Source organism: Kitasatospora sp. NPDC001095, assembly GCF_053598615.1.
Window position 1 is genome coordinate 206,125 of the sequence record NZ_JBSFKQ010000002.1, and the last position, 25,594, is coordinate 231,718.

The 25,594-nt window shown below is 74.1% G+C and carries 18 protein-coding genes; 10 read left to right on the plus strand and 8 right to left on the minus strand.

Going from position 1 to position 25,594, the window contains the following annotated elements:
* Nucleotides 1–124: 124 nt before the first annotated feature.
* The gene (locus ACWDBB_RS02790) at nucleotides 125–838 is read left to right on the plus strand and encodes a hypothetical protein (RefSeq protein ID WP_392868717.1); all 714 of its coding nucleotides are present in this window, start codon (nucleotides 125–127) and stop codon (nucleotides 836–838) included.
* A gap of 79 nt (nucleotides 839–917) precedes the next feature.
* On the opposite strand, the gene ACWDBB_RS02795 is transcribed toward ACWDBB_RS02790, so the two are convergent.
* Entirely contained in the window at nucleotides 918–3,662 is a 2,745-nt protein-coding gene (locus ACWDBB_RS02795) for a SpoIIE family protein phosphatase (RefSeq protein ID WP_449787906.1), read from the minus strand.
* 278 nt (nucleotides 3,663–3,940) lie between these two features.
* Here ACWDBB_RS02795 and ACWDBB_RS02800 point away from each other — a divergent pair, with 278 nt between their 5' ends.
* The 5 genes from ACWDBB_RS02800 to ACWDBB_RS02820 all read left to right on the plus strand — a co-directional run bounded on the left by ACWDBB_RS02800 (nucleotide 3,941) and on the right by ACWDBB_RS02820 (nucleotide 10,437).
* Nucleotides 3,941–5,140, plus strand: coding sequence for a rhodanese-like domain-containing protein (locus ACWDBB_RS02800; RefSeq protein WP_449787907.1), 1,200 nt, complete (start codon nucleotides 3,941–3,943; stop codon nucleotides 5,138–5,140).
* 106 nt (nucleotides 5,141–5,246) lie between these two features.
* Nucleotides 5,247–5,909 (plus strand): DUF5819 family protein, encoded by a 663-nt coding sequence (locus ACWDBB_RS02805; protein ID WP_449787908.1) that lies wholly within the window; start codon nucleotides 5,247–5,249, stop codon nucleotides 5,907–5,909.
* Nucleotides 5,906–7,141: an HTTM domain-containing protein gene (locus tag ACWDBB_RS02810; RefSeq protein WP_449787909.1), complete on the plus strand. Its 1,236-nt coding sequence runs from the start codon at nucleotides 5,906–5,908 to the stop codon at nucleotides 7,139–7,141. The genes ACWDBB_RS02805 and ACWDBB_RS02810 overlap by 4 nt, the downstream gene beginning before the upstream one ends.
* A 9-nt stretch (nucleotides 7,142–7,150) precedes the next feature.
* Entirely contained in the window at nucleotides 7,151–9,355 is a 2,205-nt protein-coding gene (locus tag ACWDBB_RS02815; protein ID WP_449787910.1) for an FUSC family protein, read from the plus strand.
* A 335-nt stretch (nucleotides 9,356–9,690) separates the two neighbouring features.
* Nucleotides 9,691–10,437, plus strand: a complete 747-nt coding sequence (locus ACWDBB_RS02820) for a TrmH family RNA methyltransferase (protein WP_449787911.1) — start codon at nucleotides 9,691–9,693, stop codon at nucleotides 10,435–10,437.
* 39 nt (nucleotides 10,438–10,476) lie between these two features.
* On the opposite strand, the gene ACWDBB_RS02825 is transcribed toward ACWDBB_RS02820, so the two are convergent.
* The 6 genes from ACWDBB_RS02825 to ACWDBB_RS02850 form a co-directional block, all read right to left on the minus strand.
* A complete protein-coding gene (locus ACWDBB_RS02825) occupies nucleotides 10,477–11,793 on the minus strand; it encodes a peptidoglycan-binding protein (protein WP_449787912.1) in 1,317 nt (438 codons plus the stop codon).
* Between the two features lie 268 nt (nucleotides 11,794–12,061).
* On the minus strand, nucleotides 12,062–13,069 hold the full coding sequence (locus tag ACWDBB_RS02830; protein WP_449787913.1) for an XRE family transcriptional regulator: 1,008 nt from the start codon (nucleotides 13,067–13,069) through the stop codon (nucleotides 12,062–12,064).
* A 300-nt stretch (nucleotides 13,070–13,369) separates the two neighbouring features.
* Nucleotides 13,370–15,526, minus strand: a complete 2,157-nt coding sequence (locus tag ACWDBB_RS02835) for a protease pro-enzyme activation domain-containing protein (RefSeq protein WP_449787914.1) — start codon at nucleotides 15,524–15,526, stop codon at nucleotides 13,370–13,372.
* A 432-nt stretch (nucleotides 15,527–15,958) separates the two neighbouring features.
* Nucleotides 15,959–17,449, minus strand: a complete 1,491-nt coding sequence (locus tag ACWDBB_RS02840) for an FAD-dependent monooxygenase (protein ID WP_449787915.1) — start codon at nucleotides 17,447–17,449, stop codon at nucleotides 15,959–15,961.
* A gap of 146 nt (nucleotides 17,450–17,595) precedes the next feature.
* On the minus strand, nucleotides 17,596–19,296 hold the full coding sequence (gene paaN, locus ACWDBB_RS02845) for a phenylacetic acid degradation protein PaaN (protein WP_449787916.1): 1,701 nt from the start codon (nucleotides 19,294–19,296) through the stop codon (nucleotides 17,596–17,598).
* A gap of 161 nt (nucleotides 19,297–19,457) precedes the next feature.
* Nucleotides 19,458–20,726: a hypothetical protein gene (locus ACWDBB_RS02850; RefSeq protein ID WP_449787917.1), complete on the minus strand. Its 1,269-nt coding sequence runs from the start codon at nucleotides 20,724–20,726 to the stop codon at nucleotides 19,458–19,460.
* 139 nt (nucleotides 20,727–20,865) lie between these two features.
* On the opposite strand from ACWDBB_RS02850, the gene ACWDBB_RS02855 reads away from it, so the two are divergent.
* The gene (locus ACWDBB_RS02855) at nucleotides 20,866–21,450 is read left to right on the plus strand and encodes a TetR/AcrR family transcriptional regulator (RefSeq protein ID WP_359823956.1); all 585 of its coding nucleotides are present in this window, start codon (nucleotides 20,866–20,868) and stop codon (nucleotides 21,448–21,450) included.
* A gap of 7 nt (nucleotides 21,451–21,457) precedes the next feature.
* Here ACWDBB_RS02855 and ACWDBB_RS02860 read toward each other — a convergent pair whose 3' ends face one another.
* Nucleotides 21,458–21,904: an Lrp/AsnC family transcriptional regulator gene (locus tag ACWDBB_RS02860; protein ID WP_449787918.1), complete on the minus strand. Its 447-nt coding sequence runs from the start codon at nucleotides 21,902–21,904 to the stop codon at nucleotides 21,458–21,460.
* 164 nt (nucleotides 21,905–22,068) lie between these two features.
* On the opposite strand from ACWDBB_RS02860, the gene pdhA reads away from it, so the two are divergent.
* From pdhA to ACWDBB_RS02875, 3 genes are read left to right on the plus strand one after another with little or no spacing between them, the layout of a single operon-like run.
* Nucleotides 22,069–23,211 carry a pyruvate dehydrogenase (acetyl-transferring) E1 component subunit alpha gene (pdhA, locus tag ACWDBB_RS02865; protein WP_449787919.1) on the plus strand — a complete coding sequence of 381 codons (1,143 nt, stop codon included), beginning with the start codon at nucleotides 22,069–22,071 and terminating at the stop codon, nucleotides 23,209–23,211.
* A gap of 29 nt (nucleotides 23,212–23,240) precedes the next feature.
* The gene (locus ACWDBB_RS02870) at nucleotides 23,241–24,209 is read left to right on the plus strand and encodes an alpha-ketoacid dehydrogenase subunit beta (protein WP_449788101.1); all 969 of its coding nucleotides are present in this window, start codon (nucleotides 23,241–23,243) and stop codon (nucleotides 24,207–24,209) included.
* Entirely contained in the window at nucleotides 24,209–25,531 is a 1,323-nt protein-coding gene (locus ACWDBB_RS02875) for a dihydrolipoamide acetyltransferase family protein (RefSeq protein ID WP_449788102.1), read from the plus strand. Before ACWDBB_RS02870 ends, ACWDBB_RS02875 begins: the two co-directional genes overlap by 1 nt.
* The last annotated feature ends 63 nt before the right edge of the window (nucleotides 25,532–25,594 follow it).

Consider the following 25,594-nt stretch of genomic DNA (forward strand, 5'->3'; position numbering starts at 1 on the left):
GTAGTCGAGAGTCCGGGGATTCGGAGAAACGGTTGTGATTCACAGGACCCACGCGGGGGGCGTGCGAAAGGGGCCGCTGGCAATCGTCAGATCGGCCGCTGTCGCCGAGTGGGGAACGTTGTTCGTGACGGTCAGGGATGCGGTGGTGCGAAGGAAGTTCGCCGCCGCCCCGCTGGCCACGGTGGCGACGTTTCTGATCCTGCTGTTCAGCATCGTCCAGCACCTGCCGGGCGGCGAGCGTTTCGTCAACAACATCGGGGTGGTGCGGGCGGCGCTGCCGCTGGAGGTCTCGCTGCTGCGGACCCCGCTCTCCCTGTACGTGCCGGCGCTGGACCTTCCGGTCTGGGGGGCGCTGGCCCAGGTGTTCGTGGTCTTCGCGATCGCCGAGATCGTGCTCGGCCGGCGGATGACGCTGGTGGTCGCCTACACCTGCACCCTGGCGGGCACGCTGTTCGCCCGGGTCGGCGTGGCGATCGGCCCGCACCACCTGTTCGGCTTCCCGAAGTGGGTCGCCTACGTGCGGGACACCGGGCCCTCGGCCGCGGTGGTGGCACTGGCGATCTGCGTCGCGTTCCGCAGCCGGGCCTGGTGCACCGCCGGCCTGGTGGTCGCGGTGATGATCGGCGAGGCCGTCGTGCTGCCCAACCTGGCGGGGCTGGAGCACGTGGTCGCGGTGATCACCGCGCTGCTGATCGCCGTCTCGGTCGAGGTCTTCGGGGACTTCTGGCCGAGGGTGCTGGCCGGGGTCGGCGCCGCCACCTCGGTGGCCGCGGCCGCCTCCCGGGAGGTCGCGGTGGAGGCCCGGCGGCGCCGCTCGGCGGGGGCCGTCATCCCCTGACGGGCGTTGATCGCGCTTCGCCGGCCGCGTACGGGTCCCGTACGCGGCCGTTCGGCGTTCCGGACGGGCCCCGCCGCTCCTAGGCGTGGGGGAGCGGTAGTTCGAACCAGACGACCTTGCCCACCGCCTTGCGGGCGGTGCCCCAGCGTTCGGCGAGCTTGGTGACCAGGGTGAGGCCGCGGCCGGTCTCGCCGAGCTGCTCGGCCGGTTCCAGCGAGGGCAGGTTGTGGTTGTCGTCGCTGACCTCGACCAGCAGCTTGTCCACCCGGATCAGCTGGAGCTTCACGGTGTCCCGGGCGACCCGTACGGCGTTCGTCACCAGCTCGCTGACCAGCAGTTCGGTGGTGTCGCTGAGTGCCTCCAGGTGCCAGCCGGCCAGCTGTTCGCGGACCAGCGAGCGGGCCCGGCCGACCTCGCGGTGGTCCACGGTGAGGTCCCAGGTGGCCACCTCGGACGGGGCGACCCCGTCGAAGCGGGCCACCAGCAGGGCGACGTCGTCCTTGCGGTCGTCCGAGTGCAGCCGTCGCAGCACCTCGTCGCAGGCCTGCTCGGGGCTCTGCTGCGGGTCGATCAGGTTGCCGCAGAGCGCGGCCAGGCCGGCTCCTATGTCCCCGCCCCGCACCTCGACCAGGCCGTCGGTGCAGAGCACCAGCATCGAGCCGTCCGAGACGTCGATGGTCTTGGCGACGAACGGCACCCCGCCGACGCCGATCGGCGCGCCGGCCGGGATCTCCAGTAGCTCGCCGGTGCCGTCCGGGTGCACCAGGACGGGTGGGACGTGGCCTGCGCTGGCCAGTTCGCAGGTCCGGTTGATGGGGTCGTAGACCGCGTACAGGCAGGTCGCGAGGTGGTCGTCGCCGAGCTTGTGGGCCAGGTTGTCCAGGTGGCGCAGCAGCTGGCCGGGTGGGAGGTCCAGGGCGGCGAGGGTCTGCATGGCGGTGCGGAAGCGGCCCATCGCGGCCGCCGAGTGCAGGCCGTGGCCCATCACGTCGCCGACCACCAGGGCGACCCGGCTGCCGGGCAGCTGGATCGCGTCGAACCAGTCGCCGCCGACCTCGGCTTTCGGATCGCCGGGCAGGTAGCGGTGGGCGACCTGCACGCCGGGGATCTGCGGCGGGCGGGTCGGGATCATGGAGCGCTGCAGGGTGGTGGCGACCCGGGCCTCGGCGCGGTGCAGCCGGGCGTTGTCCAGTGACAGCGCGGCGCGGACGGCCAGTTCCTTGAGGGTCGCGGCGTCGCTCTCGTCGAAGGGGGCGCGGTCCGGCAGCCGGAGCAGCTTGAGGATGCCCAGCACGGTGCCGCGGGCGGAGAGCGGGACGACCAGCATCGACCGGCCGGTCACCACCGGCGCCAGCCGGGCGCCGCCGAGGGCGATCGCGTAGTCGACCGCGACGTCCGGGCTGACCACAGGGACCAGCACCGGCTGGTTCAGCTGCAGGGCCATCCCGGGCGGGGTGCGGCGGGGCATGCTGACCAGCGAGCCCTCGGAGAGCACGTGGTCCCAGGCGCCGCCGGTCTCGTTGTAGACCAGGGCGACCCGGCGCAGCATGGTGTCGTCGTCCGGGCGGGCGGCCGGCAGTTCGGAGTCCGAGATCAGCCCGTCCACCAGGTCCACGCAGGCGAAGTCGGCGACCCGGGGGACCAGCACCTGGCACAGCTCGTGGGCGGTGAAGCCGAGGTCCAGGGTGGTGCCGACCTTGCCACCGACCTCGTTCAGCAGGGCCAGTTGCTCGCCGGCCTGCCCGTTGGTGAGGAAGGGGCCGAGCCGGCCGCCGGGCGGGCCCTCGCCGGTGGCGGGGGCGGGGACCGGGACGGTGGCGGGCGGGCGGCCGTCGGTGGTGGACGGCTCGACGGCGGTGTACTCGATGGCGACGGCTCCTGCGGTGGGCGGTGGCACCTCCCGGCCGGTGGCGGGGGGAGGGACGGTCGGGCCGCCGCCCGCCGCGCCGGCGACGGCGGGCACCGGCCGGACGGCGGACTGGGCGGCGGGGCGTTCGGCGGCCTCGCGCTGGACGGGCAGCGGGCCGGTCGGCCGGCGGCCGGGGGCGCCCTGCTCGGGCTGCGGCGGCGGTCCGACCCGGGCGGCGCGCTGCTGCGGCGTCGGGTAGCGGCGACCGAGACCGGCGGCCGCGTGCGCCGTACCGGTCTGCGCGTCGGCGGGCAGCACCGGCAGCACGGTGGCCGGGTCCAGCCGCAGGGCGGGCAGCCCGCCCCGCTCCAGCGCGGTCAGCAGCGCCGTGCGGTGGGCGGCGGGCAGCAGCCGGGCCAGGTGCTCCGGCACCGGCCGGCCCGCCGGGGTGAGCGCCGCGGCCAGGGTGTGGAAGCCGCCCCGGGCGCCGGGTGCGGCGGTGAAGGGGAGCAGCCGCTCGCCGAGCGCCAGCCGTGGCCCGGTGGAGCGCAGCGGGCGGGCGTCGGCGGCCAGCGCCAGCAGTCCGCCGGCCGGGCCGGGCAGCGGGTAGGCCCACCAGAGCACGTCGCGCTGGTGTTCCTCGCGGTCGGTGACGGTCAGCCGGCCGGTCCAGGGGCGGCCGTCGGCGGTCCGTTCGGCGAGGGTGGCGAAGGTGTCGCAGTGGCGGCGTACGGAGCAGCGTTCGCGCACCCGGGACTCCAGGGCGGGCAGCAGGCCGCAGGCCGGGCGGTCGTGGGCGACGTCGGCACGATGGCCGAACAGCTCCTCGGCGGCCCTCCCCCACTGGGTGATCCGGCCGGACCGGTCGACCAGGACGGGGGCCAGCCTGACCAGGGCGGCCACACCCGTCGGGTGGTCGCCCGGCGCGGTTCCGTCGCCCGCCGGCCGCGGTGTGGAGTTGGACTCGGCCACCATGGATTCGCTCTGCTCCCGCCTGGCCGCCGCGCCCGGGGGCGGCCGTATCTCCGGAGGAAGGCACGCTGTGCGGATACCAGCGAAGCACGGACCGGGCCGGGCTCGACACCGAAACGGGGAGATTCCTCAGGATCGGTTGCGTGTCGCGTGCCGCGCGCCGGTCCGCGCCTCCGGTTCATCCGGACGAGGCCCGCGAACACGGCGGTAGGGTGGCAGGCCGGACCGCCCGTACGAGTGGTCCGCAGGACGCATCCGCCCGGACGAGACAGAGGCGAGAAGTGAGCGCGCAGAGCCCCGCCCGCTGGACGGACCCGGAGCAGCAGGCACTCGAGGAGCGGGTCGCCGCCGCCGAGCTGGCCTGGCTCAGCATGGACGTGGACGTGCAGACGCTGCGGGTCGAGATCGACAACTTCGCGCTGATCCACCACCAGCTGCTCGGCCCGCTCTATGCCCGGCTGGACGAGCTGGACGCGCTGGTCGCCGAGGCCGTGGCGGCCCGCACCGGCCGGCCGGAGGACCTGCGCCGGGCCGCCGAGGCGCGTCGGCAGGTCGAGGAACTGCCCGACCTGGACGCGCTGTTCGACTCGGTGCGGGAGCAGTCGGGCCAGGAGGGCGAGGCGGCCCCGCCGCCCGCCGCGCCCGAGCGGGTGCGGCCCGGCAAGGAGGCCCAGCGGATCTACCGTGAGCTGGTCCGCCGCGCCCACCCCGACCTGACCACCGACCCGGACGAGCAGCAGCGCCGGGCCGCCTTCCTGGCCCGGGTCAACGAGGCCTACGCGTACGGGGACGCGACCGCGCTGGGCGCCCTGGCCGCCGAGTGGTCCACCGCGCCGGAGGCCGCGCCCGCCGTCGACGCCCCCGACCGCGCGGACTGGCTGCGCCGCCGGCTGGACTGGCTGACCGCCAAGATCGCCGAGACCGCCGCCGAGCAGGTCCGGCTGGAGCAGACCCCGATGGGCGAACTGCTCGCCCTCGCCCCGCAGGACCCGGACCGGCTGCTGGAGCAGCTCGCCGAGGAGCTGCTGGCCAAGGCCGCCGAACGGCAGGCCGAGCTGGAACGGCTGCTCGGCGGCCCGGCCTCCGGCGGCCACGGTGCGGCGCCGGTGGGCGACAATGGCACGCACCCCACCGAACCCCAGGAGAGCCACACGATGTTCCCGCAGATCCCCTCCTCCGACGCCGCCTCCGTGCCCGCCGACGCCGCCCTGCTGGACGTGCGCGAGCAGGACGAGTGGGACGCCGGCCACGTGGACGGCGCGCTGCACATCCCGATCGGCGAGGTGATCGCCCGCCTCGGCGAGCTGCCGGACGAGAAGCTCTACGTGCTCTGCCGGGTCGGCGGCCGCTCCGCGCAGGTCGTCCAGTACCTGGTGCAGCAGGGCCGGGACGCGGTGAACGTGGACGGCGGGATGTACGCCTGGCAGAGCGCGGGCCGTCCCATGGTGAGCAGCACCGGCCAGGAGGCCTTCGTCCTCTGACGGCTCCCCGGCGGCCCGGCGCCCGCCGCCCGCGCCGTGCGGCAGGATGGGCGCGCGAGCGCGCCGGCACCGGGCCGGCGGCGCCCGCCGACCGGGCGGGGAGGCCATGACCGAGACGACGGACCGGCCGGCTGCCGGGCGGGCCTGGTCCGGGCCCGCGCAGCTGGTCCTCGGCTTCGCCGGGGTGGTGCTGGCCGGCGGCACCGGGCTGTTCCTCGCCGCGGTGTTCCTGCACGTCGCGCCCGCCAACTCGGTGTCCCGGCAGTACCGGGACGAGGTCGACGGCGTGGTGTACCCGGAGTTCGAGCAGAACTGGAAGCTGTTCGCGCCCAACCCCCTCCAGCAGAACGTGGCCGTGGACGCCCGGGTCCGTACCGTCGGGCCCGACGGGGCCACCCGTACCGGGGACTGGATCGGGCTGACCGCGCAGGACGTCGCCGCGATACGGGGCAACCCGGCGCCCAGCCACGTCGAGCAGAACCTGCTGCGCCGGGCCTGGGACTTCTACGACGGCACCCACAACCCGCAGGACGAGACCCCGGCCTCCCCGCGCGGCCGGCTCGCCGAGCAGTACCTCAAACGGATCGCCCTGCAGCGGATCGGCCGGGAGACGGACGGCGGGCGGATCGTGGAGATCCGGTTCCGGTCGACCGCGGCCACCGTCCCGCCGCCGTCCTGGAGCGGCGAGCCCGCGCCGCCGGCGCCCCGGGTGCGGGAGCTGCCGTGGTGGTCGGTGTCGGACGAGGACTACCGGGGGCTGCTCGGATGAACGAGGCGACGGTGCGGGCCGACCGGGCGGACGGGGCCGTGGCGTCCGGCGGGGCGGGGCCGGCCGCCGGTGTGCCGCGGCAGGCCGGGGCGGTGCCGGAGGCGCGCGGGCCGCGGGCGCCGCTGGGGCGGGCGATGGCGGCCTTCACCGGGCGGCCGCTCGGCCGGCACCAGGCCGCGGTGGTGCGGATCGGCTTCGGGCTGGTCTGGCTGGCCCACCTGCTGCGCGAGTGGCCCCACCGCCGGGTGCTGTACGGCGACCGCTCCCCCTGGTCGATGGAGCTGGCCGAGCGGCTGCTGACCGACAACGGGGCGTTCACCGTGCTGCCCTGGTTCGGCGGACGGCTCTGGTTCGAGCTGGTCTACCACCTGGCGGTGCTGGCGGCGCTGGCCGTGCTGCTGGGCTGGCGGACCAGGGCGAGCACGGTGCTGTTCCTGGTCACCGTGCTGTCCCTGCAGAACCGGGACGTCTTCCTCGGCGACGGCGGCGACAACGTCGTCCACCTGATGGCGGTCTACCTGGTCTTCACCCGCTGCGCCGAGGTCTGGTCGCTGGACGCCCGCGGGACCGGGCCCGGGCGGACCGGGGTGGTGCTCTGGGCGGTGCTCGGGGCCGCCCTGGCGGCCTGTCAGTTCGGCGGCCTCGCGGGCGACAGCCTGACCTGGACCGACCGGGCCTTCCCGTACCTCGGCTGGTCGCCGCTGTTCTGGGGGCTCTGGGCGGTGGCCGGGCTGTGGTGGACGCTCGGCCGGCTGCGGCCGGACGGCGAACCGCGGGCGGTGCTCGACGCGCTGGCGAACATGGTGCACAACTGCGCGATGCTGGTGATCGCCGTCGAGGTGGTGCTGATCTACGCCACGGCCGGCTGGTACAAGGTGCAGGGCTCGCGCTGGCAGGACGGCACCGCGCTGTACTACCCGCTGCACCTGGACTACTTCACCCCCTGGCCGGGGCTGTCCGCGCTGGTCGGCTCGGCGCTCCTGCCGGTCTTCCTGATCTCCTACGGCACCGTGATCCTCCAGGTGGCGTTCCCGTTCACGCTGGTCAACCGGCGGGTCAAGAACGTCCTGCTGGCCGTCATGATGCTGGAGCACGCGGGGATCGCGGTGGTGCTCGGGCTGCCGGTCTTCTCGCTCGCGATGATCGCGGCGGACGCGGTGTTCCTGCCGACCGGGGCGCTGCTGTGGGCGGCGGCGCGGCTGAGTCGGATCCGGCGGAGGTCTCCCGCCTAGGATGTCGCTATGTCCTGGTTCGCCGCACTTCGTGACACCGCGCGGACCGGGCTCACCCTGGACCGGGCGCTGACCGACCCCAAGCGGGCGCTGCGCGGGGCGGTCGCGGTGGCACTGGTGCTCTTCCCGACCCTCGCGCTCGGCGGGGTCGCGCTCGCCACCTCGGCCGCGATGGGCGCGTTCATCGCCGGCTCGGCCACCTTCCAGCGCAGCTTCCGGCCCCGGGCCAGCCTCGCCGTCGCGGCCGGGGCCGGACTCGGCATCAGCACCTTCCTCGGCTACCTGGCCGCCGGCGTCCCCGGGCTGTTCCCGGTGCTGCTCGCCGTGTGGGCCTTCGGCGCCGGGCTGGCCTGGGCGATCGGGCCCACCGCCGGGGTGGTCGCCACCAACACCGTCTCCGTGATGCTGATCGTCGTGCAACTCCCGGTCAGCGTGGGCACCGCGCTCGGCCACGGGCTGGTCGCCGCCCTCGGCGGGGTCGTCCAGGCCACCGTCATCACCGTCTGGCCGATCGGCAGCTGGACCGCCCAGCGCGAGGCCCTCGCCGACACCTACGCCGAACTCGCCGACTACGCGAGGAGGTTGCGGCAGGACCCGACCGCGCACGTGGACCCGGAGCCGTTCATGACGGCCCGCCACGCGGCCGCCCTCACCCCCTGGCAGGACCGCCACCGGCCGCCCGAGCTGCGCGGCCTGCGCGGCATCGCCGAGCGCATCCGGCCCACGCTCGCCGCCCTCGCCGACCCCAAGGTGGGAGCCCCCGAGGAGGGGCCGGGGCGGGACCGGGCCCGGGAGGTACTGGCGGCCGCCGCCGAGGTCATGGACGCCCTCGCCCGGGCGATCCGCACCGGCGACCCGGTCCGGCTGCCCCGCTCCGCGCCCTCGCTCACCCTGGTCGACCCGGACGACGAGGGACCGCGGCTCCAGGGGGCACCCCGGCGCTCCGCCCGACGGCTCGGCGGGCTGCTGCGCAAGGCCGCGGACACCCTGGACCGCAACGACGAGGACACCGTCACCACCCCCGTGGTCGGGGCCGGGGGAGCTCTGCACAGGCCGACCATCGCCCGGATGCTGCCGGTCGCGGCGCGGGCCGTACGGCGGCAGCTGCACCCGCGTTCGGCGATCTTCCAGCACGCCGTCCGGCTCGCCGGGGTCGTCACCGTCGCCTACCTGCTGGCCCGGCTCATCGGGTTCCACCACGGGTACTGGGCGCCGATGACCGCCGCGATGGTGATGCGGCCGGACTTCGCCCAGACCTACAGCCGGGGCGTCGCCCGGCTGGCCGGGACGGTGGTCGGGGTCGCGGTCTCGACGCTGGTCGTGCAACTCACCCACCCCGGGGAGTGGGTGCTGGCCGCGCTGGCGGTGGTCTGCATCGGCGGGTCGTACCTGGCGTTCCGGACCGGGTACGCGCTCACCACCGTCGGCATCTCCACGTACGTGGTGTTCCTGCTCGGGCTGCAGGAGGGCAACCCGCTGGTGACGGCGGTCGAACGGGTCGGGCTCACCCTGCTCGGCGGATCGATCGCGCTCGTCACGTACGCGCTGTTCCCGACCTGGCAGACCGCCCGGCTGGGCGAACGGCTCGCCGAGTGGCTGGCGGCGGCCGGACGGTACGCGGGGGCGGTGATCGCCTGCTACGAGAAGCCGGCGGCGCCGCGCGGGCGGGTGGTGCGGAGCGCGCTGCTGGACTCGCGGGAGGCGCGCTCGGAGCTGTACCAGGCGATGCAGCGGGCCGACGCCGAGCCGGGGCGGCACGAGTCCGGACTGGAGGGGGTGAGCCGGCGCCAGATCGACCGGGCCCGGGCGGCGGTGGGGGCCCTCGGGCGGGCGGCGGTGCTGCTGGAGGCCCACCTGCCGGCGGCGGACGCGGAGCCCGTCCCGGGGACGGCGGCGTACGCGGAGGAGCTGCGGCTGGCGACGGCGCTCGCGGCGGCGGCGGTGCTGACGGGGCAGCCGGTGGAGTTCCGGGCGGTGCGGGATGCGCAGGTGTGGCTGGAGGAGGGGTTGGCGGTGGCTCCGGCGGGGGTGCAGCGGGATGTGGTGAGGGCGGGGACTCGGTTGGTGGGGCAGGCGCTTCGGGATCTGGAGCGGGCTCTGCGGGGGTCGGCTGGGGAGGGGGGCTTTCGGGAGGGGGGCTTTCGGGAGGGGGGCTTTCGGGAGGGTGGGGGGCCGGGGGCGGCTCCGGGGGTGGGCGCTCCGGGGGCTGGATGATTTTCAGACTGCCAACCCTGGCGGTGGGGTGTTGAGACCGTTGGCAGTCTGAAAATCACCCGCCACGCCCCTCTCCGCACCCACCCCCTCCGCCGCCCCCTCCCGCAGCGCGTCCCTCTCGCTGGGGTGGGGTGGGGTGGTGGGTGGTTGCTATGGGTGGGGACGGTTCTCTCGCTGGGGTGGGGTGGGGTGGTGGGTGGTTGCTGTGGGTGGGGACGGTTCTCTCGCTGGGGTGGGTGGGTGGGTGGTGTCGTCGACCTCGGGTTGGACGGGTTGGCCCGCGATGTGGGCGGGCCGTTGGGGCGGCCCGGGGAGCAGGTGGGAGAGTGAACGGCATGGACGAGCTGGTGCGTGGGTGGCGGGCGGCCGAGCGGGAGCCGGGGGCGGTGCTGCTGGACGGGTTCCACGCGCTGAAGCACGCGCTGCGGTTCGGCGGCGAGGTGCGGTGGGTGCTGACCGTCGACCAAAAGGCCTTGGCGGCGTTGGCGGGTGAGTTGGCGCCGGATGTCGCTCCGGCGTTGGAGGGGCTCGCGGTGGAGGTGCCGGAGCCGGTGCTGCGGGGGCTGGTGCCGCGGTTGCATCCGACGGGGGTGGCGGCGCTGGCGGTGCGGCCCGGTGCGGAGGCGAACCGGGAGGTGCTGGGGCGGCGGCCGCGGAAGGCGCCGGTGGTGCTGCTGGAGAACCCGCGCAACCTGGGGAACGTCGGGGCGGTGATCCGGCTGGCGGCCGGGTTCGGCGCCACCGGGGTGGTGACCACGGGGGACCTGGATCCGTGGCATCCGAGCGTGCTGCGCGGGAGTGCGGGGCTGCACTTCGCGACCGCGGTCGAGCGGTTGAGCCTGCCGGAGCTTCCGGACGGGCCGTTGTTCGTGCTGGATCCGGAGGGCGAGGACATCCGGGACCTGCCCTTCCCGGACGACGCGCTGCTGGCCTTCGGTACGGAGCGGCACGGTGTGTCGGACGAACTCAAGGCGCGCGCCGACCGGTTGGTGGCGGTGCCGATGCAGCCGGGGGTGTCCAGCTTCAACCTGGCGACCAGTGTCGCGATGGGCCTCTTCCACTGGATGTCGGGGAAGCGCTGAGGCGCGGCGCCCGGGTGGGCACCGCGCCTCGGCGGGGTGTCAGGAGAAGAGCCGGCGCCAGGTGTCGGGGCCCGGGTAGCCGTCGGCCTCGCTGCCGCGCCAGCCCTGGGCCTGCTGGAAGGCCTGGACGGCCCGGCGGTCGCTGTCCGTCCACCGCGGGCCGGGGCCGACGCTGTACGAGCCGCCGAAGCCCTTGCGGACGAGTTGTTCGCCGAGGCGCCGGACGTGGTCGTTGATCTGGCCGGGGCCGAAGTACTGGGCGCCGGGGAAGCCCTCGGCGGTGGGCGGCGGGGGCGGCAGTGGGGTGCCGCCGTTGATGTCGCGGCCCTTGCCGTTGACCAGGTAGTCCCAGGTGTCCTTGCCGGGGATGCCGTCGGCCTCGCCGCCGCGCCAGCCCTGGGCCTGCTGGAAGGCCTGGACGGCCCGGCGGTCGCTGTCCGTCCAGCGGGGGCCGGGGCCCGTGGAGTAGAACGCGGCGCCGCCGCGCTGCACCAGCATCTGGCCGAGCCTGGTGACGTACGCGTTGTCGGCGCCGGGGCCGAACCTGTCCGTGCCGGGGAAGGCGGTGGAGGAGGTGCCGCCGCCGTTGCCGTTGCCGCCGGCGGACAGGCCGGTGTAGCGGTACGGGACGTACGCGCCGGAGTTGTTCCAGTACCCGTACGGGGTGGAGCGCTTCTTGGTGGAGGGCCCGGTCTGCTCGTAGGCGACGTACTTGGTGCGGGAGGAGTCGGTCCAGCCGCCGAAGATCGTCACGTGCGAGCCGGCCTGGGGGCTGGCCGGGTTGTTGTAGAGGAGGATGTCGCCGGGCTGGAGGTCGTTCTTGCCGATCCGCTCGGCGAAGCCGGGCAGCGTCCAGGTGGTCTGGCTGCTGTTCAGGCCCCAGGCCATCGAGACGAAGCCGGAGCAGTCCTGGCGGTAGCCGTCCGACCAGTAGCGGCTCATGCTGTACGGCACGCCCTGGTCGACCCAGCTCTGGGCGCGCTGGATGATCTGGGCCCGGGTGAGCGGCGTCGCGGCGGCGCGCGGGGCGGCGAGGGAACGGGCCCCTGGCGCCTGGCCGTAGAGGCCGCTGATCTCGCCCTGGGGGTTCTGCGAGCGGGGGGCGCTGCTGTCGCCCGGCGCGGGGGCGGGCGCCGCGGTGGCGGCGGCCGTCCCGCCGCCGATCGCGGTGCCCATGGCGGCCATCAGCACGGCGGCCCGGCGGCGGACGCTGCGGGCGGCGGCGTGTCCGTCCTCGTGGACCGGCGCGGCGTGCAGCCGGGCGCGTCTGCGGGCGTTGCAGCCCCCGCATATGCAGTCCTCCGCCGGTTCGACGTCGTCGAACTCCATGAGCGGGGACAGGTCGGTCAGGGTCATGCTCCGCCTCTTTCCTGCGGTCTGTCCGGTCACCGCCTGACGGCGGGACAGGAGTGGCCTTCCCTGGCCGATTCCGCGTGTTACCGGGACCAAAGTCCCAAAGCGGGCGGGGTGCGTCACGGCGGGTTGAGCCGAACGGGTGAGACTCGTGGGACTCCCGGGCGTGGCGGGGCGTTCGGGGCGGGCCTCGCCCGTGACAAGCGGAGCCCCGCCGGATCCTGACGGTCCGACGGGGCTTCGGGACTTCGGGCTTCCGGCCCGGGAAGGACTACGCCCACTCCCAGCGGATGCCGATGTGGCCCGGCTGCTGGTCCGGGGCGAGGACGTGGGCGCTCGCCGAGGCGCCGATCCAGAGCTGCTCGCGGCGGTGGTCGACGTCGGCGCCCGGCTCGCGGTCGTAGCGCTCGCAGTGCGCCGGGACGGCGGCCGGGTCGAAGTGCACCTGGAGCACGTACTCGCGCACCGGGGTGGCGAAGCGACGGCTGTACTCCGTGGTCGGGCCGCCGGGCGGGATCTCCACCTCGTACTCGAAGACCGTGCTGTCGCCGAGGCCGAGCGGGCGGTCCAGCATCAGCTCGGCGACGATCAGCCCGGCCTCCGGGCGGCGGCGCACCCGGCCCAGCCGGCCGTGCCGCACCGAGGTGATCTCCGGGCAGCCGGCGGCCTCCTCGTCGGCCATGTGCACCACCAGGCAGCGGCCGACGCCGCCGACCGTGGCGCGCACCACCTGGCGCATCCGCAGCAGGTTGCCGCGGCGCTCGGCGTCCACGTAGTAGGAGTCGTGGATGCTCAGCCGCTCCAGCTCGCCGGCCGGCGGGGCGTTCAGCTCGGCGAAGATGTCGGCGATCTGCTGTTCGCCCGGCCAGACGTCCTCCAGTCCGAGGTGGCAGGTGTTGGCCGCGGCGGCCCAGCGGCCGCGCGGGCGCGGCGGCCCGAGCAGCGAGGAGAGCGCGCTGTGCGGCAGGCCGAGCAGCTCCTCCAGCAGGTGGACGGCGCGCAGCGAGCTGGCCCGTTCGGGCTGGCTGCGGCCGCGCCGCCAGTAGCTGAGGGTCGTGACGCTGACCCGGACGCCGCGCCCGGCGAGGGCGGCGCGGATGCGGTCCAGGCTGAGGCCGCTGGCCTCGATGGCCAGGTGCAGGGTGTCCGCGAAGCCGCCGACCGGGGTGAGCCGGCTGGGCGCAGGGACGGGGGCGGCGGCGGGGGGCGGTCCCGGACGCTCCGTATGCGATCCGACCAGCCGCAGCCGCGCGGCGTCCTGAGGTTGCTGTGCGGCCATGCGGTGACCCTCCCCACCAGGTGAGTTCGGCGGGACCGGGTCGGCGCCGGGGCGCGCCGCCAGCGGCTTCACCGAGCTTTGGGGAACCCTATGCACGGTCGAGAGGCTACGTCATCAGTCGTGCGTATGACAGTGGTCACGGCAGGTGGACCGAAGGGTTAGCGATCTTGAAACAGTCCGGAAACACGGGCCGCCGCTCCGGGCCCGCGCACCCCTGCGGCGGGCCGGGACGGACACCGCCGGGGCGGGCCATGACGGCGGCCGCCCCGGCGGGGGTTCGGTGGTGCTACCTGCCGGTGATCAGTTGACGTTCAGCGCGACGTCGTCGATCACGAAGCTGGTCTGCAGCGAGGAGTCCTCGGTGCCGGTGAACTTGACGGTCACGGTCTGGCCGGCGAAGGAGGTCAGGTCCAGGGTGCGCTGGACGTAACCGGCGGCGGCGTTCGCGTTGGAGTAGGTCGCCAGCGTGGTGCTGTTGGCCTGGACGGTCAGCTTGTCGTACGCGGTGGTGCCGGTCTCCGCGGTGTCGATGTGCAGCCAGAAGGTCAGCTTGGCGGAGGTGCAGCCGGCCGGGATCGAGACGGTCTGCGACATGGTGTCGGTGTGGGCCGAGCCGTAGCCGTTCATCCAGGCCTTCCAGCTGCCCGAGTGGGCGGCCTGGGAGGAGCTGTTGTCGACCACGCCGCTGGAGGTGGTCCACGGGGAGGCGGTGCCGGTCTCGAAGCCGCCGTTGGTGATCAGCTGGGCGGCGGTGCAGCCGCCGGACGGCGGGGTGGTCCCGCCGCCGAGCAGGGCGGTGGTCAGCGCGTCGGCGACCGGGGAGCCCCAGCCGGTGACCTGGTCGTAGCCGGCCTTCGCGGAGAAGTCCTGGTTGGCGCCGGTGGTCACGTCGTGGAAGGTGCTGCCGTAGCCGCTGCTGTTCGCGACCGAGTACAGCCGCGGGCTCGCCTCGCCGAGGACCGGCTGCCCGACGGCCTTGGCCTTCTGGTTGAACTGGGCCGCGTAGCCGGACCAGAGCGGCGCGGCCGCGCTGGTGCCGCCGTAGACCTGCCAGGCGCCGGCCGTGTAGATCGCGAAGCCGCTGGCCGGGTCGGCGTTGGAGGAGACGTCCGGGACGGTGCGCATGGTGCCGCTGACGCCGGTGCCGGTCTGCCAGCTCGGCTTGGCGAACACGGTGGAGACGCCGCCGCCGGCGGTGCTCCAGGCGCTCTCCGAGGAGTAGGCGTTGCCGCTGGACACCTTGAGGTTGGTGCCGCCGACGCCGGTCTGGTGCGGGCTGGAGGCCGGGAAGTCGACCGCCTTGACGGAGGAGCCGCTGGTGGAGCGGGTGCAGTCGCGGGAGCCGTCGTCGCCGGAGGCGGAGAAGATCGAGATGCCCTGGGCGGCGGCCTGCTTGAAGGCGTTGTCGACCGCCGTCATCGAGGAGGCGGTGGTGTCCGGCTCGCAGGAGCCCCAGGAGATCGAGATCACCGAGACCCTGTTGTCGGTCACGATCTTGTTGGCCATGTCGATCTCGCCCTGGTCGCTGTTGGGCGCCTCGTAGACCAGCTGGGTGGCCTTGGGCGCCGCGCCGCGGACGATCTCGCTGTCCAACTCGACCTCGCCCTGACCCTGGCCGGGGGCGGAGTCGTAGTTGGCGCCGTCCACCGAGACGGTGGAGACGGCCGGGCCGGACAGGCCGTACTGGGAGTCGTAGGTGGTCAGGTTCGAGGACTGGTAGCCGTCGAACTCCCACAGCGCGACCGTGGTGCCGGTGCCGTCCGCGCCGGTCTTGTTGAGGTTGTACGCACCGGTGTACTGGGCCGGGGCCATGCCGCTCGGGGTGGCGCTCGCGGTGTTCGGGGTGACGGCCTTCGGCGTGGCCAGGCGGTTCTTGCGCACCGCGTGGTTGTCCAGGCCGCTGACGCCCTGGACCACGGCGGCGAGGTCGGAGGGGATCGAGGCGGCGGCGTCGTTGGCGAAGAAGGCGCGCTGGAGCTGCGGGTCCAGGTACGAGCTCTCGTGGGTGCCGAAGGCCTGGGAGACCTGGGCGGCGGTGCCGTGGGCGTTGACGACCTGGCGGTTGGCGCTCACGTCGGTGACGGTCAGGCCCTGCTGGGCCAGGTACGTCCTGACCTGGTCGACGGCGGCCTGGGTCGGGCCGAACCGCGCGGTGAACTGCTCCGGCGTCAGGTAGTGGCCGTACTCCGGGGTGCCCGGGGTGGCGACGGCGGTGAGGAAGCGGTCCAGGCCGTCGGCGTCGCGCAGCTTCAGGCTGACGGACACCGCGATCTGCTGCGCGGCCGGGACGTCGCCCTTCTTCTCCGAGTGGGCCACCGCCGGGTTCACGGTGTTCGGCAGGGCGACGCGCGGGGTGGCGTTGGGAGTGGCGGCCTGCGCGGTGGAGACACCGAGCGAGACGGCGGTCAGCGGCAGCACGGCTATCGCCGCGGCGAGGGCAAGGGAGCGGGGGCGCAACGGATCCTCCTCTGGCCGGCTGTGGGGGCCGGCAAGGGACCAGGCGTTCAGGGGGTCGAGAACGCTGGCTCGAACATGACAGAACCCGTGTGCGAAGTGGCTCATGATCGAGCAATTCGTTGCTAAAAAACAGTCAACTGTGGAAGGTGGGGAACTCGGCGGTTCCATACAGTGAATGACGGTGATTCCGGAGCCGGTCCGGGCCGGTTCGGGCTGCTGGGAGCGGGCGTGGAATCGGACCGAGCCGAGGGGAGCGCTGACTGGCGCGCGGCAGGACCCGCGGGGCCGGCGGCCGCTGATCGGCGGGAAGGCTCGGCCGACGGGCCTGCGGCGGGCCGGAGTTGGGGCGAGGCGCCTCGGCGGGCCGGAATTGCGGCGAGGGGCCCTCGGCGGGCGGGCGCGCGGTGGACCGGGCGCCCGCCCCGGGGACGGTCAGGCCGGGGTGCCGAGCCAGTCGGTGAGGGCGGTGCGCAGTTCGCCCTGGCCCGGGTCGACGGCGGCCCAGGCGACGTAGCCGTCCGGGCGGATCAGCAGGACGGTGTCGCGCAGCTTGCCGTGCGGGTCGGCGGGGGCGGCGGAGACCATCCGGTCGGCCCAGGGTTCGGCGGCGGCCAGCTCGTCATTGCTGACCAGGACGAACTTCCCGGCGCGCAGCGCCTCGTAGAGCCGGTCGGGGCCGGCCGGGGCGCCCTCGGCGGGCTTGCTCAGCGCGGTCAGCCGCAGGTCCGGGACGCGCTTGCCCACCTGCGGGTGGCTGTCCTTGGGCGCGGGGTAGGAGATGCCGATGCCGGAGACCAGCCTGGCGCCGCGCTCGGTGACCGGGTCGAGGTGGCCGCCCAGCGCGGTGAGCGCCCCGCGCAGGACGCGGGTGGGGGCGGACTCGGCGAGCGCCAGCCGGATCAGCGCGCCGGAGGTGCGCAGCACCGTCTTGCCGACCGGGTGCCGCTCGGTCTGGTAGGTGTCCAGCAGGGCGTCGGTGGCGTGGCCCCGGACCGCCGCGGCGAGCTTCCAGGAGAGGTTGGCGGCGTCCTGGAGGCCGGTGTTCATGCCCTGGCCGCCGGCCGGGGAGTGGCAGTGCGCGGCGTCGCCGGCCAGGAAGACCCGGCCGGAGCGGTAGTTGGGGGCCTGCCGTTCGTCGCTGTGGAAGGTGGAGCTCCAGCGCACCTCGTGCAGGCCGTAGTCCTCGCCGAGGATGGCCCGGACGAGGGCGGTGAGCTGCTCGGCCGAGGGGGTGGTGCCGTCCGGGTACCGCTCCTCGCGGTCCCAGGCGATGACCCGGAACCAGCCGTCGCCGAACGGGGCGATGAAGGCGAAGCCGGCCTGGTTGGCGCCGACGGTGATCGCCTGGGCGGGCTCGCGGTCCAGCCGGACGTCGGCCAGCACCACCGAGTCGACGACCGACTCCCCGGGGAACGGGATGCCCAGCAGGTCGCGGACGGTGGAGTGGACGCCGTCGGTGGCGACCGCGTAGGCGGCGCGGTGGCTCTGCCCGTCGCGGGTATCCAGGGTCACGCCCTCGGCGTCCTGGCGCAGTCCGGTGACCTCGGCGCCGCGCAGCACGGTGGCGCCGGCCTGCTCCGCGCGTTCCAGCAGCAGCCGTTCGACGTTGTACTGCGGGGTGATCAGGACGAACGGGAAGCGGGTGGGCAGCGAACCGAGGTCGATCCCGAAGCGGTCGAACATCCGCAGCTCGGAGAGCGGCCGGCCGGTGGCGATCAGTTCCTCCGCCAGGCCCCGGGCGTCCAGCAGCTCCAGGCTGCGGGCGTGCACGGCGAAGGCCCGGGTGAGGTTGGACTCGGCGGCCCGCTTCTCCAGTACGGTGACGCCGACTCCGGCGGCGGCGAGATCGCCGGCCAGCAGCAGTCCGGTCGGTCCGGCGCCGACGATCAGGACGTCGGTTTCGCTCGTCGGCTTCACGGCCATGTATCAGCTCCCGTTGTTCGGAGGGCGGTCGTACGCCGTTCCCGGCGTTCTCCCAGCCTCCATCATCGCGGGCGCCGTCGGGGCCGTGAACCGCCGGGCCCCGGCGGTGGGTGACCGCCGGGGCCCGGGAGGTGCCGCCACGGGGCTCAGGAGTGCCGGCGGATCTCCACCGTGCGGAACCGGTTGGCGACGAACGCGCCGTCGCAGTAGGCCGAGTTGGCGGCCGGGTTGGCGCCGGTGCCGTGCAGGTCGGAGAAGGCGGCGGTCTGGTTGGGGTAGACCCCGCCGGTCAGGTTGAGCGAGAGCGAGACGCCGGAGTCCAGGGCGGCCTCGACCAGCAGCGCCTCCACCTCGGGCGAGGTGGTGTAGCCGGAGGCCGTCATGGCGCCCTTCTCGCGGACCGTGGTGCGCAGCAACTCGACCGCGGCGGTGGTGGATTCGACGGCGACGGCGAAGGAGACCGGGCCGAAGCACTCGCTGCGGAAGAGCGCGCGGTCGTCCGGCTTGTCGGCGTCCAGCCTGACCAGCGCGGGAGTGCGGACGGTCGCGCCGGGGAAGTCCGGCGAGGTCACCGCGCGGGGGGCGAGGGCGAGTTCGCCGTACTCGCCGCCTGCGGCGGCGGCCGAGCGCTGGAGCACCCCGGGGTTGACCACGGCGCCGAGGATCGCCGCGGCGCGGGTGTCGTCGGAGAGCAGGCCCTCGATGGCGCCGGCCAGGTCGTTGACCACCTGGTCGTAGGACTTGTCGCCCTGGTCGGTGGCGATGCCGCCGCGCGGGATCAGCACGTTCTGCGGGGTGGTGCACATCTGGCCGCTGTAGAGGGACAGCGCGAAGGCGAGGTTGCCCAGCATGCCCTTGTAGTCGTCGGTGGAGTCGATCACCACCGTGTTGACGCCGGCCTTCTCGGTGTACACCTGCGCCTGCTTGGCGTGCTCCTCGAGCCAGTCGCCGAAGGCGGTGGAGCCGGTGTAGTCGATCAGCTTGATCTCGGGGCGGACCGCGAGGGTCGCGGCGACGGTGCCGCCGTCGTGCTCGGCGGCCAGGCAGACCAGGTTGGGGTCGAAGCCGGCCTCGGCGAGCACCTCGCGGGCGATCCGTACGGTCAGCGCGAGCGGCAGCACGGCCCTCGGGTGCGGCTTGACCAGCACCGGGTTGCCGGTGGCCAGCGAGGCGAACAGGCCCGGGTAGCCGTTCCAGGTGGGGAAGGTGTTGCAGCCGATCAGCAGCGCGAGGCCGCGCGGGACGACGGTGAAGTCCTTGGTCATCACCAGCGGGTCGCGCTTGCCCTGCGGCTTGGTCCAGCCGGCCTGCCGGGGCAGCCGGGTCTGCTCGGCGTACGCGTAGGTGACGGCCTCCAGCCCGCGGTCCTGGGCGTGCGGGCCGCCGGCCTGGAAGGCCATGCCGTAGGCCTGGCCGGTGGTGTGCATGACGGCCTGGGCGAACTCGTGGGAGCGGGCGTTGATCCGGTGCAGGATCTCCAGGCAGACGGCGGCGCGCTCCAGCGGGGTGGCGGCGGCCCAGCCGGGGCGGGCGGCGGTGAGCGCGGCGATCAGCGCGTCCGGGCCGGCGTGCGGGTAGGTGATGCCGAGCTCGACGCCGTACGGGGAGGCCTCGCCGCCGACCTGGTCGCCGTCGGTGGGGTGGCCGTCGAGGGTGAAGGGCTTGCCGAGCAGGGCGTCGAAGGCGGCCTTGCCGTCCGCCGGCCCGCTCTCGCCGTACGCCTTCGGGAACTCGGGGTAGGGCGACCAGTAGTCGCGCTTGGCGGCGGCGGCGAGCGCGGCGTCCAGGGTGGCCTGGTGGCGCTCGACCAGCTCGCTGACGAGGGGGTGGGTGACCGCTGCGGACATCTTGTGCGCTCCTGGGAGGGCCTCGAAAAGCAGGACGGGACACGTCACAGGGTAACCGAACGATCGGTCGGCTCAAGAGGGTGTGGCGAGGGGAATCCGGGGAGACGGAACGGGGGCGCGTCCGGGTCGGACGCGCCCCCGCGGGCTCGGGTGGTCCGGGGTTACGGCACGCCCAGTTCGAAGATCACGTACCCGGCGTACCAGCCGGAGGCGATGGCGCCGGTGCCCAGGACGGTGGCCAGCACCGGCAGGCTCAGCTTGCGCATTCCCACCGCCAGCGCGATGAACAGCGGGAACGCGGGCAGCAGGTAGCGGGAGACGTTGCCGAAGATGCCGAGGCTGCCGAGCACCGAGACGATCGTCGCCACCGTGTAGGCGGTCAGCACCAGCGGCGGGCGCAGCCGGACCAGCAGCACGATCAGCATCGGCAGGCTGAGCACGATCAGGGTGGCGAACAGGTCCGGCAGCGGGAAGGCGAAGGGGTAGTCGCTGCGGCCCAGCAGGACCCCGCGGATCGCGTGCCAGGTGCCCTGTCCCCAGTCGAAGTAGTGCAGCCAGGCGTCGTGCTGGAGCCGGAAGTAGCCGCCCCACTCGCCCGTCCGCCAGCCCACCCAGCCGACGTAGCCGAGCAGGCCGAGCGGGGCCAGCAGCATCGCGGCCAGCGGGCGCAGGACACCGCTCTCCCGGCGGTACAGCTCGACCAGCGCGGCCAGGCCGACGGCGCCTATCAGCGCCGCCGAGGTCGGCCGGTTGAGCCCGGCGACCAGGGTGACCACCCCGGCCGCGATCCACTGCTTGGTCATCACGCAGTAGCAGGCCCAGGCGGCCAGCGCGACGAAGAGGGAGTCCGAGTAGACGGCCCACTCGGCGCCGGAACCCGGGGCGATCGCCCAGATGCCGGCCGCGATCACGCCCGAGCGCACGTCGCCGGTCAGCTTCTCCACCACGGCGTAGATGCCGGCCGCGGCGAACAGCGAGGCCACCACCGAGACCAGCATCCCGGCGCCGTACAGGCCGAGGCCGGTGACGTCCGAGGTCAGCCGCATCAGGCCCGGGTAGAGCGGGAAGAAGGCGGCCGAGTTCTGCTCGATGCTGAAGCCGACCGGGCCGTTCGGGATCGGGACGAGTGCCGGGTGGTAGCCGTACTGGGCCACCTGCTGGTACCACCAGCCGTCCCAGCTGGCCACCACGTCCCAGGGGTTGGCGCCGCCTCCGAACCGGGCCGGCTTCTTGGCGTACTCCCCGGCGAAGGACAGCAGCTTCATGAAGACGGTGAAGCCCACCAGCTTCAGCACGGCGTAGCACCACACGGCCGGTCCGAACCGGACCACCAGGGCGCGGCCGCGCTCCTGCCAGGTGCGTGAGGTCCCCTCCGGATCCTCGCTGCGCTGCTCTGGCACGTCGGAGGCGACTGCCGGTATTGCGTTCATCAGCCGTGGACCCCAGTGCTCTGGACGTGGACGGATCGTCCGGAGATTCTAGGGCCTGCCCCCGCCCGGCACCCCTGGTTGGTCCGGACCAGTCGGACCCGATCGCGTACCGCCGCGTACGGCCGGGGATACTCGGAGGATGGCCGATCACACCACGCGCACCGCCTACACCGTGGAGTCACTGCTCGCGGTGACCGTCGACGTCTTCAACGAGCGCGGCTACGACGGCACCTCCATGGAGGACCTGTCCCGGGCGGCCGGGATCTCCAAGTCCTCCATCTACCACCACGTGCGCGGCAAGGAGGAGTTGCTGCGGCTGGCGGTCGGGCGGGCGCTGGACGGGCTGTTCGGGATCCTGGCCGAGCCGGCCGCGGTCGAGGGCCCGGCGGTGGAGCGGCTGGAGCACGTGGTGCGGCGAACCGCCGAGGTGCTGCTGGACGAGCTGCCGTACGTGACGCTGCTGCTGCGGGTGCGCGGCAACACTGCCACCGAGCAGTGGGCGCTGGAGCGCCGGCGGGACTTCGACCACCAGGTCGCCGAGCTGCTGCGGGCGGCGGTCGCGGACGGGGCGCTGCGCGCGGACGTGGAGCCGAGGCTGGCCACCAGGCTGCTGTTCGGGATGATCAACTCGATCGTGGAGTGGTACCGGCCGGGGCTCAAGGCCGCCGACGGGGTCGCGGACGCGGTCGTCCACCTGGCCTTCGACGGGCTGCGGGCGCGCTGAGCCGGCTCTAGAGCGGCGGCACCTGGTCCGTCTCCTCGAAGACCAGCATCGTCCGGGTGCCGAGCACCTGGGGGATGGACTGGATGCTGCCCAGCACCAGCTCCCGCAGCGCCTGGTTGTCGGCGGTGTGCACCAGCAGCAGGACGTCGAAGTCCCCGCCGACCAGCGCGATGTGCGCCACCCCGGGCAGCGCCAGCAGCTGCTCGCGCACCGTCCGCCAGGAGTTCTGGACGATTTTCAGGGTGACGTACGCGGACGCGGTCTGGCCCGCCCGTTCGTGGTCCACCCTGGCAGTGAAGCCGCGGATGACACCGTCCTCGACCATTCTGGAGATCCGGGCGTACGCGTTCGCCCGGGACACGTGCACCCGCTCGGCCACCGAGCGGATGGAGGCGCGACCGTCCTGCTGCAGCAGCCGCAGGATCGACCGGTCGACCCGGTCGAGTCTGGACATCTGTTCAGCCGACATGACCCCCCACCCCCACCGATTGGACGCACTGCCACCAGTCGACCGCCGAACGGGCCGAATGTCCACCACCTTGTCACGCTTCTGGTCAAGATGAACAGACGACCGAACAATCGGTAGGGAGCCCCCGCCACCCCTGGAGGTGCCCCGAGATGACCGTTCTCGACCACAGACACCACACGGGCGTGCCCGGTTGGATGCCCGGGGCCACCGCCCCGCGCACCGACCCGGCACCCCTCCTCCCGGACCCCTCCCCGGTCCGGACGTTCGGCACCCCCGCGCTGGAGAAGTACGATCCGGCCCTGCTGCGCGAGCTGTACCGCCGCCTGGTCGTCGGCCGCCGGTACAACCAGCAGGCCACCACCCTGACCAAGCAGGGCAGACTCGCCGTCTACCCGGCGTCCACCGGCCAGGAGGCCTGCCAGGTCGCCGCCGCGCTGGTGCTCGACGAGCACGACTGGCTCTTCCCCAGCTACCGCGACACCCTCGCGGTGGTCTCCCGGGGCGTCGACCCGCTGGAGGCGCTGACCCTGCTGCGCGGCAGCGCCCACACCGGCTACGACCCGCGGGCCAGCCGCACCGCCCCGCTCTGCACCCCGCTCGCCACCCAGGCCCCGCACGCCGTCGGGCTGGCGCACGCCGCCCGGCTGCGCGGCGAGCCGGTGGTCGCGCTGGCGATGCTCGGCGACGGCGGCACCAGCGAGGGCGACTTCCACGAGGCGCTGAACTTCGCGGCCGTGCTGAGCGCCCCGGTGGTCTTCCTGGTGCAGAACAACGGCTACGCGATCTCCGTCCCGCTCAGCGCCCAGTCCGCCGCCCCGAGCCTGGCCCACAAGGCCGTCGGCTACGGCATGCCGGGCCGGCTGGTGGACGGCAACGACGCGCCCGCCGTGCACTCGGTGCTCACCGAGGCGGTCGAGCGGGCCCGGGCCGGCGAGGGCCCGACCCTGGTCGAGGCGCTGACCTACCGGATCGACGCCCACACCAACGCCGACGACGCCACCCGCTACCGCACCGAACCCGAGGTGGCCGCCTGGCGCGAGCACGACCCGATCCTGCTGATGGAGCGGGCGCTGCGCGGACTCGGCGTGCTGGACGACGGCCTGGTGCGGGACGCGGCCGAGGAGGCGGAGGCGCTGGCCGCCCGGATGCGGGCCGAGTTCCACGCCGACCCGGACCTGGACCCGATGTCGCTGTTCGCCCACGTCTTCGCCGAGCCGACCCCGCAACTGCGAGAGCAGGCCGCCCAGTTGGCCGCCGAGCTGGCCGCCGAGGCGGAGGTGGCGGACCGGTGAGCCCCGCAGTTCTGTCGAACACCGCCTCCATGGCGCAGGCGCTCAACTCCGCGCTGCGGGACGCGATGCGCGAGGACCCGTCGGTGCACGTGCTGGGCGAGGACGTCGGCGCGCTCGGCGGTGTCTTCCGGATCACCGACGGGCTCACCGCCGAGTTCGGCCCGGAGCGCTGCCTGGACACCCCGCTGGCCGAGGCGGGCATCCTCGGCACCGCGATCGGCATGGCGATGTACGGGCTGCGCCCGGTGGTCGAGATGCAGTTCGACGCCTTCGCCTACCCGGCGCTGGAGCAGCTGTTCTCGCACGTCGCCAAGATGCGCAACCGCACGGCGGGACGGCTCCCGCTGCCGATCACCGTCCGCATCCCGTACGGCGGCGGCATCGGAGGCGTCGAGCACCACAGCGACGCCTCCGAGGCGTACTACACCAGCACCCCCGGCCTGCACGTGGTCACCCCGGGGACGGTGGCCGACGCGTACGGGCTGCTGCGCACCTCGATCGCCTCCGACGACCCGGTGGTCTTCCTGGAGCCCAAGCGGCTCTACTGGGGCAAGGCCGACTTCGACCCGGCGGCGCCGGTCGAGCCGATCGGCCGGGCGGTGCTGCGGCGCACCGGCACCTCCGCCGTGCTGATCACCTACGGCCCGTCGCTGCCGGTCTGCCTGCAGGCGGCGGAGGCGGCGCGGGCCGAGGGCTGGGACCTCGCGGTGCTGGACCTGCGCACCCTGGTGCCGTTCGACGACGAGACGGTCTGCCGGGTGGTGCGCTCGCTCGGCCGGGCCGTGGTGGTGCACGAGGCGAGCGGTTTCGGCGGCACCGGCGCGGAGATCGCGGCCCGGGTCACCGAGCGCTGCTTCCACCACCTGGCCGCGCCCGTGCTGCGGGTCACCGGCTTCGACGTCCCGTACCCGCCGCCGATGCTGGAGCACCACCACCTGCCCGGGGTGGACCGGATCCTGGACGCGGTCGCCCGGCTCCAGTGGGAGGACCGAGGATGATGCCCGTCGTGCGGGAGTTCCGGCTGCCCGACCTCGGTGAGGGACTCACCGGGGCGGAGGTGGTGCGCTGGATGGTCGAGGTCGGCGAGGTGATCGCGGTCGACCAACCGGTGGTGGAGGTGGAGACCGCCAAGGCCGTGGTGGAGGTGCCCTGCCCGTACGGCGGGGTGGTCACCGCGCGGTACGGCGAGGAGGGCGAGGAGATCGCCGTCGGCGCTCCGCTGGTGACGGTCGCGGTGGCGCCGGCGGAGGGGAGCGCCGAGCAGGCTCCGGCCGAGCCGGGCGTCGTGACCGCCGAGGTGGAGCGGCCGCTGGTCGGGTTCGGGGTCGCCGAGCCGGGCCGGGGCGGGCGGCGTCGCCGGGTCGGGGTGCCGGCCTCGGCTGCGGCTGCGGAGCCGGCCTCGGCGGGGGCCGGTGCGGTTGGCGGTGCCGTGGCCGTGCAGGCTCCGACGGTGCCGGCTCCGGCGGTGGTGCCGGTGATCTCGCCGCTGGTGCGGCGGCTGGCCCGGGAGCAGGGGGTCGACCTGTCCTCGCTCACCGGGAGCGGGCCGGACGGGCTGATCATGCGCGCGGACGTCGAACGGGCGGTCGCGGCCAAGGTGGCGGCTCCGGCGCCCGCCGGGCCCGCCGGGCAGGACGGTGTCGTCCCGCTGCGCGGGCTGCGCAGGGCGGTGGCCGAGAAGCTGAGCCGCAGCCACCGGGAGATCCCGGCGGCGACCTGCTGGGTGGATGCGGACGCCACCGAACTCATGGCCCTGCGAAGGCAGTTGAACGCGACGCCGGGGCCGAAGGTGAGCGTGCTGGCGCTGCTGGCGCGGATCTGTACGGTCGCGCTGGCCCGCTTCCCCGAGCTCAACTCCTCGGTGACCGAGGACGGTTCGGGAATCGTCCGGCACGCGTCGGTGCACCTGGGCTTCGCCGCGCAGGGCGAGCGCGGGCTGGTCGTCCCGGTGGTGCGGGACGCGCAGAGCCGTAGCACCGAACAACTCGGCGAGGAGCTGGGCCGGTTGACCGAGGCGGCGCGCAGCGGTGCGCTCACTCCGGCCGAACTGACCGGCGGCACCTTTACATTGAACAACTACGGCGTGTTCGGCGTGGACGGATCCACCCCGATCCTCAACCACCCGGAGGCGGCGATGCTCGGGGTCGGCCGGATCGTCGCCAAACCCTGGGTCCACCAGGGGGAGTTGGCGGTGCGCGAGGTGACCCAGCTGTCCTTCACCTTCGACCACCGGGTCTGCGACGGCGGGACGGCCGGCGGTTTCCTGCGGTTCGTCGCGGACTGCGTGGAGCAGCCGGGGATGCTGCTGCGGCAGCTCTGAGCCCGGCCGTCGACCCGCGGGGCCATGGTCGCCCTGGGTGCGCGGAGAGGCGCCCAGGGCGAC